The following is a 12242-nucleotide window of genomic DNA, read 5'->3' as shown; positions in this document are numbered from 1 at the left end:
ACCGCCTCCGCCCCGGCGCCCCCCGAGGGCGCGCCGGACGTCGCGCACGCGCCCGCCGCGGGGGCCGACGGCGCCGCCGCGCGCCGGACCGCCGAGGGGCCCGCCGGGCCGCGCTCCAAGGCCGCCTTCGTGATGCTCCTCGGCTGCATGGCCGGGCTGCCCGCCGTGTCGACGGATATGTACCTGCCGTCGCTGCCGCAGGTCGCCTCGGAGCTCGGCACCTCCACGGCCGCGGTGCAGCTGACGATGACGGGGATGCTCGTCGGCGGAGCGGTCGGGCAGCTCGTCATCGGCCCGCTCGCCGACCGCTTCGGCCGGCGCCGGCCCGTGCTCGTCGGGGTCGCGCTGCACGTGCTGGTCTCGCTCCTGTGCATGGTCGCGCCGACCATCGAGGTGCTCGTCGGGCTGCGCGTCCTGCACGGCTTCTTCAACGCCGCCGCCACGGTCGTCGCGCTCGCCGTCATCCGCGACCGCTTCACGGGCGCGGAGGCCTCCCGCGTGATGTCGCGGCTCATGCTCGTCATCGGCGCCGCACCGCTGCTCGCGCCGACGGCCGGCGGCTGGATCGCGCAGCACGTGGGCTGGCGCGGGGTCTTCGGCGTGCTGGGCGTGCTCGGCGTGGCGCTGTGGGTCTACGTGCTGCGGGCGCTGCCCGAGACGCTCCCGGCGCGTTCGCGCCGCCCCGGCGGGCTGGGGACCGCGCTGCGCGGCTACGGCTCCCTCGTGCGCGACCGGCGCTTCGTCGCGCTCGCGGTCCTGCCCGGCCTCGGCATGGCCGTCCTCATGAGCTACGTGGTGTCCTCGCCCTTCGTGCTCCAGGAGGAGTACGGCCTGTCCTCGGGCGTGTTCTCGCTGGTCTTCGCCATCAACGGCATGGCGCTCGTCGCCGGCGCCCAGGTCAACGCGGCGATCGTGCACCGCGTCGGCCCGCTGGCCATCCTGCGGACAGCCCCCTGGATCACCGCGGCCCTGACGGTCACCCTCCTCGTCCTGGCCCTCACGGGGGCGGGCGGGCTCACCGCGCTCCTCGTCGTGCTGCTGCTGACCATGGCGATGGTGAACTTCGTCCCGCCGAACGCCTCGACGCTGGCGCTGGCGCGGCACGGGCAGATCGCCGGCACCGCCGCGGCCGTCCTCGGCGCGTTCCAGGCGGGCGTCGCCGGCGTGGTCTCGCCGCTGACGGGCGTGCTCGGCGAGCGGATCGGCGACCAGGCCGTCGCGATGGCGCTCGTCATGGCGGGCGGCGCGCTCCTCGCCGTCGTGGTGCTCGTCGTCGGGACCCCGGCCTACCGCTGGGGACGGGCGCCCGGGGAGACCGAGGCCGACATCCTCGCCGCCGACCCGGCCGACACGGCCGCGTCCTCGACACGCTGACGCCCGTCCCGTCCCGCCCCGGCACGTCCGCCCCGGCCGTCCGGCGCCGGCCCTCGGGCTCGTGAGCCGCCGGGCCGGGGTGGTCGGGACGCTCAGGCCGCCAGGCTCGCGGCGCGCGCCCGGTCCAGGCCCGCCAGCCGGCGGACGGCCTCGGCCAGCACCTCGTCGCGCTTGACGAACGTGAACCGCACCCAGGCCCGCAGCGCGGTGTCCGTGGCGGAGCCCTCCCGCGTGAAGGCGGTGACGGGGACGCCGACGACCCCGGCGAGCCCGGGCAGCGCGCGGCACAGGGCGACGCCGTCCCGCACGCCCAGCGGGGCGGGGTCGGCGAGCACGAAGTACGTGCCCTCGGGCCGGACCGGCGCCAGGCCCGCGGCCGTGAGCCCCTCGACGAGCACGTCCCGGCGGCGGGCGAGCGAGGCCGCCAGGTCCGCCACCCACGCCGCGACGCCGGGGTCGGTGAGCGCGAACGCGACCGCGGGCTGGAACGGGGCGCCGGAGACGTACGTGAGGTACTGCTTCACGGTCCGCACGGCGTCGACGAGGGCCGCGGGCCCGCTCACCCAGCCGATCTTCCAGCCCGTCAGGCTCAGGGTCTTGCCCGACGAGGAGATCGTCAGGGTCCGCCCGGCCATGCCCGGCAGCGTCGCCATCGGCACGTGCACGGCGCCCGGCTCGAGCACGAGGTGCTCGTACACCTCGTCCGTCACGACGAGGGCGTCGTGCCGCTGCGCGAGGTCGGCGACCGCGGCCAGCTCCGCGCGCGTGAGCACCGCGCCCGTCGGGTTGTGCGGCGTGTTGAGCAGGACGAGGCGGGTCCGCGACGTGAAGGCGGCGGCCAGCGCGTCGAGGTCGAGACGGAAGCCGTCGGGCCCGGGGACCAGCGGGGCGGTGGTGTGGCGGGCCCCGGCCATCGCGATCACCGCGGCGTAGGCGTCGTAGAACGGCTCGAGGGTGAGTACCTCGTCGCCCGGGCCGGTGAGGGCGAGCACGGCCGCCGCGAGCGCCTCCGTGGCGCCCGCCGTCACGAGGACCTCGCGCTCGGGGTCGAGCCGCAGGCCGTAGCGGCGCTCCTGGTGCGCGGCCACCGCCTCCCGCAGCGCGGGGATGCCGGGGCCGGGCGGGTACTGGTTGTGCCCGGCGCGCAGCGCGGCCGCGGCGGCCTCGACGACGGAGGCGGGGCCGTCCGTGTCCGGGAAGCCCTGGCCGAGGTTCAGCGCGCCCGTGCGGGCCGCGAGGGCCGACATCTCGGCGAAGACGGTGCTGGCCAGGACGCCGCCACGCATCAGGCCGGCGGCGCGGGCGACCTCCTTCCAGCGGGCGGAGGGGGCGGCGGTCACCCGGCGAGGATAGGCGCGGGCGGGGACGTGCGGGGGCGGGGCCTGCGCGACCGGTCGTCGCCGGTCAGTACAGCCCGGCGGCGGCGGCGAGGCCGGCGACCACCACGAGGAGCAGCGACGCCCAGGCGGCCAGCACCCACCACGCCGGCACGAGCCGGTGCGCGGTGCGCACCACGGTGTGGGGGAGGGCGGTCATGCCCTCCCCATCGGCCGGTGCGGCCCCGGGGCTGAGCGCCGCCGTCCGGTTCACCCGGCCGGCGGCCCGCCCTCATCCGGCCGAGGTGCCCAGGTCGGCCGAGAGGGCCTCGAGCCGCGCCGCGAGGTCGGCGAGCGCGCCGGAGGCCGTCCCGCCCGCGGCCGCCTGCGCCTCCTCGAGGGCCGTGCGTGCCGCGTCGAGCTGGGCCTGCGCGTCCGCGGCCGCCTCGGGCGCCAGCGTCTGCCCCGCCTCCTGCGCCCCGGCGAGCGCCGCCTCGGCCGCGTCGGCCGCCTCCTGCGCCTGCGTGACCGCCTGCGTCCCCGTCTCCGCGGCGGTCTCGCCGAGGGCCTCGAGCTGGGCGCGGGCGTCCTCCGCGGCCGTGCGCACGCCCTCGACCTGGGACCGGGCGTCGTCGAGGGCGGAGCGCAGGTCGTCGAGGGCCTGGCCCGCGTCGGCGCCGAGCCCCTGGGCGGAGTCGACCGCGCCCTGCGCCGAGTCCACGGCCTCCTGGGCCTCGGCGCAGCCGGCGAGGACGCCGCCCAGCAGCGCGAGCGCGACGGGCACGGCGGCGCGCCGGACGGTGAGGGCGCGGGTCGGGGCGGCGGGGGCGGCGGCGGGGAGCGGGCTCATCGGGCCAGTGTCGCCCCTGGACCCCTCGCGCGGGGCGGCCGACGCCGGGACGCACCGACGCCCCGCCCGGCGCGGGGCCGGACGGGGCGTGGGCGGGGGAGGGGCGCGTCAGACCGCGGCCGCCTCCGCCGTGCGGCCCCGGACGTCCTCCAGCGACGTGCCGTAGTAGGCCGCGGTCATGAGGGCCTTCATGTCCGCGATCATCGGCATCCGCGGGTTGGCGGGGGCGCACTGGTCCTCGTAGGCGCCCATCGCGACCTCGTCGAGCCGGCCGAGGAAGTCGGCCTCGTCGACCCCCTGCGCCCGGAAGGACGACGGGATGCCGACCCGAGCGCGCAGCGCCTCCACCGCCAGGGCGTAGGACTCCACGCCCTCGGCCGGCGTCGCCGCCGGCAGCCCGAGCATCGCCGCGACCTGCTGGAAGCGCTCCGGGGCGACGTAGTGCTCGTACTTCGGCCAGCTCGTCAGCTTCGTCGGGACCGACCCGTTGTAGCGGATGACGTGCGGCAGGAGCGTGGCGTTCGTGCGGCCGTGGACGAGGTGGAAGGTCGAGCCGACCACGTGCGCCATGGCGTGCACGATGCCGAGGAACGCGTTGCCGAACGCCATGCCGGCGATGGTGCCCGCGTTGTGCATCTTCTCGCGGGCGTCCTTCGTCGCCGGCTCGGCGGGGTCGCCGTTCACCGACTGCGCGAGGTTGTCGAAGATGAGGCGGATGGCCTGCAGCGCCATGCCGTCGGTGAAGTCGTTCGCGTAGACGGAGACGAAGGCCTCCGTGGCGTGCGTGAGGGCGTCGAAGCCGGAGTCCGCCGCGAGCGAGCGCGGCATCCGCGCCGTGAGGACGGGGTCGATGATCGCCACCGTCGGCGTCAGCGCGTAGTCCGCCAGCGGGTACTTCTTTCCCGCGTCGGGGTCCGAGATGACCGCGAAGGGCGTCACCTCCGCCCCGGTGCCCGAGGTCGTCGGGATGCAGACGAGCTTGGCCAGGTCGCCCAGCGTCGGGAACTTGAAGGCGCGCTTGCGCACGTCGAAGAACTTCTGCTTGAGGTCGGAGAAGACGATCTCGGGGTGCTCGTAGAGCAGCCACATGACCTTCGCGGCGTCCATGGGCGAGCCGCCGCCGAGGGCGATGATCGTGTCGGGGCGGAAGTGGCGCATCTGCGCGGCGCCGGCCTGGACGGTGCGGACGGACGGCTCGGGCTCGACCTCGTCGATGATCTGCAGCGCGACCTTCCCGGGGCGCCGGTTGAGCACGTCGATGACGCGGTCGACGAAGCCGAGAGTCGTCATGGTGGCGTCCGTGACGATCGTGACGCGCTCCACGTCCGGCATGTCGGCCAGGTAGCGGATCGCGTTGGGCTCGAAGTACGTCTTCGCCGGCACCTTGAACCACTGGAGGTTGTTGTTGCGACGACCGACGCGCTTGATGTTCACGAGGTTGACCGCCGAGACGTTGTTCGAGACGGAGTTGTGGCCGTAGGAGCCGCAGCCGAGGGTGAGCGAGGGGATGAAGGCGTTGTAGATGTCGCCGATGCCGCCCAGCGACGAGGGCGCGTTCGTGATGATCCGCACGGCCTTGACGCGCATCCCGAACCGCTCCATGAGCGCCTCGTCCTGCGTGTGGATGGCGCCGGAGTGGCCCAGCCCGTCGAACTCCACCATCTGCTCGGCGAGGGTGATGCCGTGCTCGGTGCTCGTGGCCCGCAGGACCGCCAGGACGGGGCACAGCTTCTCGCGGGTCAGGGGCTCGGCCGGTCCCACCTCGCCGACCTCCGCGAGGATGATCGAGGTGTCGGCCGGCACGGAGAACCCCGCCTGCTCGGCGATCCACGCCGGGGACTTGCCGACCACCGCCGGGTTGAGCCGTGCGCCCGCGCAGTTCTCGCCGCCGGCCTCGACCCCGAAGACGAACCGCTCGAGCATCGCCTTCTCGGCGGGGGTGGCGCGGTGGGCGTGCAGGACCGCGAACTCGGCCATCGCCGCGTCGTAGATCTCGTCGTCGAGGATGACCGCCTGCTCCGAGGCGCAGATCATGCCGTTGTCGAACGCCTTGGACAGCACCACGTCGTTGACGGCGCGCTGGAGCTTGGCGGTCCTCTCGATGTAGGCCGGCACGTTGCCGGCACCGACGCCGAGGGCCGGCTTGCCGCAGGAGTAGGCGGCGCGGACCATCGCGTTGCCGCCCGTGGCGAGGATGAGCGCGACCCCGGGGTGGTTCATCAGCAGGCCCGTGGCCGCCATGGAGGGCGTCTCGACCCACTGGATGCAGTGCTCGGGGGCGCCGGCGGCGACCGCCGCGTCGCGCACGACCCGGGCCGCGGCCACGGAGGAGCGCTGCGCGTTCGGGTGGAACGCGAAGACGATCGGGTTGCGGGTCTTGAGGGCGACGAGCGCCTTGAAGATGGCGGTCGACGTCGGGTTCGTCACCGGCGTCATGGCGCACACGACGCCGACGGGCTCCGCGATCTCCGTGATCCCGTTCAGCTCGTCGCGCGAGACGACCCCCACGGTCTTGAGGCCGGCCATGGAGTTCGTCACGTGCTCGCACGCGAAGATGTTCTTCACGGCCTTGTCCTCGAAGACGCCCCGGCCCGTCTCCTCGACCGCGAGCTGCGCAAGGCGCCCGTGCTGGTCGAGGGCCGCCACGGCGGCCTTCTTGACGAGGTGGTCGACGTCCTCCTGCGTGAAGCGGGAGTACTCGGCGAGGGCCTTCGTGGCGTTCGCGACGAGCTCGTCGATGGCGCGGGAGACGGCCGCGTCGGCGCCGGGGGCGTCGGCGACCGTGGTGTCGCTGGTGGCGGGGGTGCCCGTCGCGGTGGTGGTCACCGGGGTCTCCTGTCGTGGTGGTCGGGCGGGGCGGGGCTGGAGCACCGCGTCCGCCTCGGGACACCTCGAACCTAGGGACGCGTCGCGTCCCCGGGCTGGGACCCACGTCCCGTCGGCCCCTCCGGGCTGCCTCCGCCCGCGCGCCGGGCGTCGGCGTCCGGGACGGAGGTCCCGCCGCCGTCCCCCTCGTCCACGAGCGCGCGGGCGACCCACGACGAGGACAGCGCCTCGTCCTCGAGGTCGAGCTCGCGGAGCATCCGCCGCAGCACCTCCTCGTCGAGCCCGCCCGCGTCCCGGCGCTGCACGAGCACCGCGCGCTGGGCGGCGACGATCTCGCGGCGCAGCGCGTGCACGCGCCGGCCGTGGTCCCGCGTCATGGTCGGCAGGGTGGTGCCGTCGCCGAGCGCGTCGGGCCGGGCGCTCTCGTCGTCCTCCCGCTCCGGGTCGAGGATCTGCGCGGCCGCGACGGTGCGGCGGCGCCACGAGCGGCCGATCCGGCCGAGGGCCTCCTCGGCCCGCTGAGGGCCGAGCTCGTCGGCCCACCGGTCGCGGTACCGGTCGAGCACGGCGTCGACCGCGTCCGCCTCCGCCAGCCGCGCGGCCGCCTCCTGCGCGTCGTCGGCGACGGCCTCCCCCTCGGCGCCGACCCGCAGCCGCCGGATGACCCACGGCAGCGTCAGCCCCTGGGCCAGCAGCGTCCCGATGGCCACCGTGTAGGCGGCGAGCTGCAGGGTCGCCCGCTCGGGGAACGGCTCGCCGCCGATCTCCGCGGGGATGGCCGTGGCGGCGGCGAGCGTGACGACCCCGCGCATGCCGGCCCAGCTGACGACGGCCGCCTCCCGGGCGCCGAGCGCGTCGCGCGCCGGGCGGTGGCTGCCCGGCAGCCGCAGGTGGTCGACCCGCCGGGTCGCCACGACGTAGAGGGGCCGCACCAGCACCGCCGTGGCCAGGGTCGCGAGCGCCACGACGACGCCGTGGCCGAGCCCCTCGTCGGACGCGACGACGTCCCGCACGACCCAGGGCAGCTGCAGCCCGATGAGCGCGAAGGTGAACGACTCCAGCAGCAGGTCGACGGTCGACCAGAGCGGCTCCTGGTACAGGCGCGTGGCGTACCCCGCGCGCGGCGCGTGGTGGCCGAGGTGGAGCCCGGCGGCGACGACGGCCAGCACGCCCGAGCCGCCGAAGGCCTCCGCCGACCAGTACGCGGCGAACGGCGTCAGCAGGCTCACCGCGGAGGCGACGACCGGGTCGTCCAGGCGCATCCGGACCGCGTGCAGCACGACGCCGAGCCCCAGGCCCACCCCGACGCCGCCGACGACCGCCAGCGCGAAGGTCCCGGCAGCGTCCCCGAGGGCCCACGCGCCCGTCGCGACCCCGGCCAGCGCGACGGAGTACAGGGTCAGGGAGGTGGCGTCGTTGATGAGGCTCTCGCCCGACAGCAGCGTCATGACCCGGCGCGGCAGGCCCAGGCGGCGTCCGACGGCGGCCGCGGAGACCGCGTCGGGCGGGGCGACGACGGCGCCGAGCACGAGGGCGGCCGCGAACGGCAGGCCCGGCTCCAGGAGCGTCACGACCCCGGCCACGGCCAGCGCCGTGACGACGACGAGCGCGACGCCGAGGCGCGCGATGGGGTTCACCGCGGCGCGCAGGTCGCGGTACGAGGCCGCCTGCGCCGCGGAGTACAGCAGCGGCGGCAGCACGAGGTCGAGGAGGACCTCGGGCTCCAGCTCCAGGCGCGGCAGCCCCGGGACGAGGGAGACGGCGAGCGCCACGGCGACGAGGACGAGCGGGGCGTTCAGCCCCCGGCGGCGGCACAGGGCGGCGACGGCCAGCGCGCTCGCGACGAGGACGAACAGCTCCGTGCGACCCACGCCGCCTCCCTCCGACCGGCCCCGGGCGGGCCGGGGCCCACCGTACGAGGGCTCGGGCGCGAGGGCTCAGGCGCGGGGACGGCCGGTGGAGCGGCGCTCGACGAGCGAGGTGTCCAGGCGCACGTGCGTCGGGGTGTCGGCGCGGCCCTCGAGCAGCTGGAGCAGCATCTGCACGGCCTCGAAGCCCAGGCGCTGCATGGGCTGGTGCACCGTGGTCAGCGGCGGGTCGGTGAGGGCCGACTCCGGGATGTTGTCGAAGCCGACGAGGGACAGGTCCTCGGGCACCCGCAGGCCCAGGCCCCGTGCGACCTCCAGGGTCCCGATCGCCGACAGGTCGTTGGCGGCGAACACGGCGGTCGGCGGCTCGTCGAGGGTGAGCAGCTCGTGCGCGGGGCGCGTGGCGCTGTCCTTCCTGTAGCCGCCGATCCGCACGAGCGCGGGGTCGACCGGGATGCCGGCCGCGGCGAGCGCCAGCCGGTACCCCTCCTCGCGCAGGCGGGAGGACTCCAGGTCCTCGCGGCCGCCGAGGAACCCGATGCGGCGGTGACCGAGCGCGAGGAGGTGCTCCGTGGCCGCGACGGCACCGGCGAGGTTGTCGGAGTCGACGGTGGGCATGTGCGTCGGCCCGGCGTGGGGGTCGATCGCGACCACGGGGACGCCGTCGCCGGCGTCGACGAGCGTGGGCGTCACGAGGATCGCGCCGTCGATGAGGGTGCCGGACAGGCGGGAGAGGTAGCGGCGCTCCCAGCCGGGCTGCTGCCCGGCGCGGCCGCCGCCGGAGTAGGCGAGCAGCTCGTAGCCCGTCCCGCAGATCGCCTCGGAGGTGCCCTTGAGCACCTCGGTGGAGAAGGGCTCGAACTCGGCGACGAGGACCCCGAGCACGTGGGTGCGGTGGCTGCGCAGGCTGCGGGCGACGAGGCTGGACTCGTAGCCGAGGCGGTCGATGACGGCCTGCACCCGCTCGGAGGTCTCCACGGCGACGCCGTAGCGCTGGTTCACGACCTTGGAGACCGTGGCGACGGACACCCCGGCGGCCTCGGCGACGTCCGTGATCGTCACCCGTCGACGCGGGGCGCGCGTCGTGCTCTCCAGCGTCATGGCGCGAGGGTACCGCTCCGCCGGAAAACGATGTCGGGGTTCGGGGGTGCCGTGCGGCACGCCCCGCCCGCCGGCCGGTCCGTCGGCCCCCTCCGTCGCGCGCCCGGACGGCGGGTGGGACGGCCGGCCCGGGGCGGCCGGTCCTAGGCGCCCTGCGAGAGGGCGAAGGCGACGACGAACCCCAGGCACGTGACCAGCCCCGTGAGGAGGTGGGTGCGCTCGAAGGCCTCGGGGATCATCGTGTCGGCCACCATCGTGAGGATCGCGCCGGCGGCGACGGCGGTGATGACGGCGACGACCTCCGGCGGCGCGTCGCCGAGCGCGGCGTACCCGACCGCCGCGGCGACTCCCACCACGAGGGCGATCGCGCCCCAGACGCCGAACACGTACCGCGCGGACCGCCCCGAGGCCTTCATGCCGGCCGCGCTCGAGAGCCCCTCCGGGACGTTGGAGATGACGACCGCCGCCACCATCGCCGTCGAGACGCCCCCGCCGCCGAGCAGGCCCACGCCGAGGACGACCGACTCGGGGATGCCGTCGAGGAGGGAGCCCACGGCGATGGCGGCGCCGCTGCCCTGCTGGTCCCCCTCGGAGGGCTGCTGCGCGCCCGACCGCTTGCGGTGCCGCGCGCCCCGCCGCGCGAGGGCGACGTTCGCCAGCACGTAGGCGACCGCGCCGGCGAGCAGCCCCGCCACCGCGGCGAGGAGCCCCCCCGTCTCGGCGGCCTCCGCGGCGAGGTCGAACGCCAGGGCCGAGATGAGCACCCTCGAGCCGAACGCCATGACGCCGGCGGTGAGCGCCGGCGGCACGCGCACCGTCCAGGCCACGGCCGCCCCGACGACGAGCGCGAGCCCGCCGAGCAGCCCCCACGCCCCGGCCTCGAGCCATCCGGGCACGGCCGCCCCCTCGGCACCGCGCCCCCGGGTGCGACCCGGCCGGCCGACCCTCGGCCTGCGGCGCGGGGACCACTGTGCGGAGCGAGGCCGCGGCGCGCACGCCGGCCGAGGGCCCCGGGAGGCCGCCCGGCGCCCCGGGGGCCCGGGGTCAGGCCGCGGGGGCGAGCTCGGGGTCGCCGGCGGCCGGCGCGTGGCCGGGGACGTCCTCGAGCCGGTACCAGACCGGCAGGCCGCGCTCGCGGGCGATCGCCACGTCCTGGTCCGCGCCGGCCGACGCCCCGGGCAGGCGCAGCACGGCGTCGCAGTGCGCGAGGAGCCGGTCGGCCGTGGGGTACAGGATCCCCGTCGCGACCGGGTCGGCGACCGACGTGCCGCCGGCGCCGCGCAGGACGGGCAGGGCGACCCACTCGCCGATCATCGGGACGTGGCCGGCCCGGAACACCGGCCAGGCCGCGGCCTCGAGCCGGGCGAGGTTCGCCGCGAGGCGGTCGGGGTCGTCGCCCGTCCCGCTGCGGTAGGGGCCGGCGAGGAGGACGAGGAGCGGGCGCCCCTCGTCGTCCGCCGTGGTGGTCGTGCCGGGTGTGGTCTCCGCCGTGATGGTCATGGCGATAGAGTACGCAATAACACGGAATAGTCGTCAAGAGTATGGAAGAACGAGGAGGCCGATGATGCTGCCCGCTGCACGACGCGACCTGCTGCTGGACCGGCTCCGCCGGGACGGTCGTCTCGTCGCCAAGGACCTGGCGGTCGAGCTCGGCGTGACGGAGGACGCGGTCCGGCGGGACCTGCGCGAGCTGGCGGCGGCCGGGCTGGTGCAGCGCGTCTACGGCGGCGCCCTGCCGGTGTCGCCCGCCGTGGCGGACTACGCCGCCCGTACGGTGGTCGCACCGGCCAGCAAGGCCCGCGTCGCCGCCGCCGCGGCCGCGCTCGTGCGCCCGGGGAGCACCGTCCTGCTGGACGGCGGCACGACGGCGCTCGCGGTCACGGCGGCGCTGCCGCCCGACCTCGAGGCGACCGTCGTGACCCACAGCCCGACGGTGGCGGCCGCGCTCGTCGCGCACCCGCGGGTCGAGGTCGTCGTGATCGGCGGCCGGCTCTTCAAGCACTCCGCCGTCACGTGCGGGGCCGCCGCGGTGGAGGCGGCCGCCGGGGTCTGGGCGGACCTGTTCCTCCTGGGCGTCACCGGGGTCCACGACGAGGCCGGCCTGACGACGGGCGACGCCGACGAGGCCGCCATGAAGCGCGCGCTCGCCGCCCGCGCCGCCGAGACGTGGGTCCTCGGCAGCGAGGAGAAGATCGGCGCGGCGTCGCCGTTCCGGGTGCTGCCCCTGACGGCGGTCGCGGGGGTGGTGACCGACGCGGCCCCGGGGCACCCGGTCGTCGGGCGGCTCGTGCGCGCCGGCGTGACCCTGCTGCACGCCTGACCCGTCCGCACCGTCCGCCGCGTCCTCCCCGTCCGCCCCGTCCCCGTCCGGGTGGTCGTGCGGATCACCCGCCCGCGCGCCCGGCCCGGCGCGCGGGCCGGCGCGGGCGTGCCTACCGTCGTGGGCGTGCTCGAGATCGTCGAACGACCCGCCCCGCGACGGATGCGTGCCGCCGCCGGGGTCCCGCCGCGCCGCCCGCGCCGGACGCCCGCCCCCGACGAGCCGCTGCTGCGCTCCGCCGACGGCCTGGCCGTCGCCCTGGCCGTCCTGCCCGTGTCCCTGGTGCTGACGGCCGCGTCGCTCGCCCCCTGGTAGGCCCTCAGGCCGCCCCGAGCACCCGTTCGCGCAGCCGGCACAGGACGTGCGCCGGCTGCCCGGCCCTGCCCGGCCGTCCTCGTGGTCGTCCCGGGGTGCACGACGATCTCCTCGTCGGCCTCGGGGGAGAGGGTGCGCAGGTCGGCGGGAGGGAGGTCGAGCAGGGCCGCGCGCCGAGCCTGCAGCCCCGCCCCGGCGGTGGGCGGCGCGGCGCGGCGCGTCGGGATGGCACCCTGGCGCGGTGACGCCGGACCCCCTCTCCTCGTCCGTCG

General features: G+C 76.6%; 11 protein-coding genes. 3 read left to right on the top strand and 8 right to left on the bottom strand.

What is annotated here, in order from left to right:
* The coding region (locus tag EJA20_RS16385) for a multidrug effflux MFS transporter (RefSeq protein ID WP_276319554.1) at nt 1-1374 on the top strand (1374 nt) is incomplete at its 5' end.
* Nucleotides 1375-1466: 92 nt separating this feature from the next.
* Here the strand turns inward: EJA20_RS16385 and EJA20_RS16380 are convergent.
* The 8 genes from EJA20_RS16380 to EJA20_RS16345 form a co-directional block, all read right to left on the bottom strand.
* The gene (locus EJA20_RS16380) at nt 1467-2660 is read right to left on the bottom strand and encodes a pyridoxal phosphate-dependent aminotransferase (protein ID WP_129339615.1); all 1194 of its coding nucleotides are present in this window, start codon (nt 2658-2660) and stop codon (nt 1467-1469) included.
* A 118-nt stretch (nt 2661-2778) separates the two neighbouring features.
* Complete coding sequence (locus EJA20_RS16375) at nt 2779-2910, bottom strand: molybdopterin oxidoreductase (RefSeq protein WP_129339612.1); 132 nt, start codon at nt 2908-2910, stop codon at nt 2779-2781.
* A gap of 72 nt (nt 2911-2982) precedes the next feature.
* The gene (locus EJA20_RS16370) at nt 2983-3540 is read right to left on the bottom strand and encodes a hypothetical protein (protein WP_129339611.1); all 558 of its coding nucleotides are present in this window, start codon (nt 3538-3540) and stop codon (nt 2983-2985) included.
* A 108-nt stretch (nt 3541-3648) separates the two neighbouring features.
* The gene (adhE, locus tag EJA20_RS16365; protein WP_129339610.1) at nt 3649-6366 is read right to left on the bottom strand and encodes a bifunctional acetaldehyde-CoA/alcohol dehydrogenase; all 2718 of its coding nucleotides are present in this window, start codon (nt 6364-6366) and stop codon (nt 3649-3651) included.
* Between the two features lie 71 nt (nt 6367-6437).
* On the bottom strand, nt 6438-8237 hold the full coding sequence (locus EJA20_RS16360) for a Na+/H+ antiporter (RefSeq protein WP_129339609.1): 1800 nt from the start codon (nt 8235-8237) through the stop codon (nt 6438-6440).
* Between the two features lie 66 nt (nt 8238-8303).
* Nucleotides 8304-9335 carry a LacI family DNA-binding transcriptional regulator gene (locus tag EJA20_RS16355; RefSeq protein ID WP_129339608.1) on the bottom strand — a complete coding sequence of 344 codons (1032 nt, stop codon included), beginning with the start codon at nt 9333-9335 and terminating at the stop codon, nt 8304-8306.
* 143 nt (nt 9336-9478) lie between these two features.
* Nucleotides 9479-10231, bottom strand: coding sequence for a ZIP family metal transporter (locus EJA20_RS16350; RefSeq protein ID WP_129339607.1), 753 nt, complete (start codon nt 10229-10231; stop codon nt 9479-9481).
* A gap of 148 nt (nt 10232-10379) precedes the next feature.
* Nucleotides 10380-10835 (bottom strand): DUF4406 domain-containing protein, encoded by a 456-nt coding sequence (locus EJA20_RS16345; RefSeq protein ID WP_205687551.1) that lies wholly within the window; start codon nt 10833-10835, stop codon nt 10380-10382.
* 61 nt (nt 10836-10896) lie between these two features.
* Here EJA20_RS16345 and EJA20_RS16340 point away from each other — a divergent pair, with 61 nt between their 5' ends.
* Nucleotides 10897-11655, top strand: coding sequence for a DeoR/GlpR family DNA-binding transcription regulator (locus tag EJA20_RS16340; RefSeq protein WP_420836444.1), 759 nt, complete (start codon nt 10897-10899; stop codon nt 11653-11655).
* Nucleotides 11656-11781: 126 nt separating this feature from the next.
* Nucleotides 11782-11970: a hypothetical protein gene (locus EJA20_RS16335; RefSeq protein ID WP_129339606.1), complete on the top strand. Its 189-nt coding sequence runs from the start codon at nt 11782-11784 to the stop codon at nt 11968-11970.
* Nucleotides 11971-12242: the final 272 nt, after the last annotated feature.

Origin of the sequence: Cellulomonas endophytica (assembly GCF_004123805.1) — a bacterium.
Classification (GTDB): Bacteria; Actinomycetota; Actinomycetes; order Actinomycetales; family Cellulomonadaceae; genus Cellulomonas; species Cellulomonas endophytica.
Note: the sequence above shows the minus strand (reverse complement) of the source record. Positions and strands in the feature narration are given on the sequence as shown.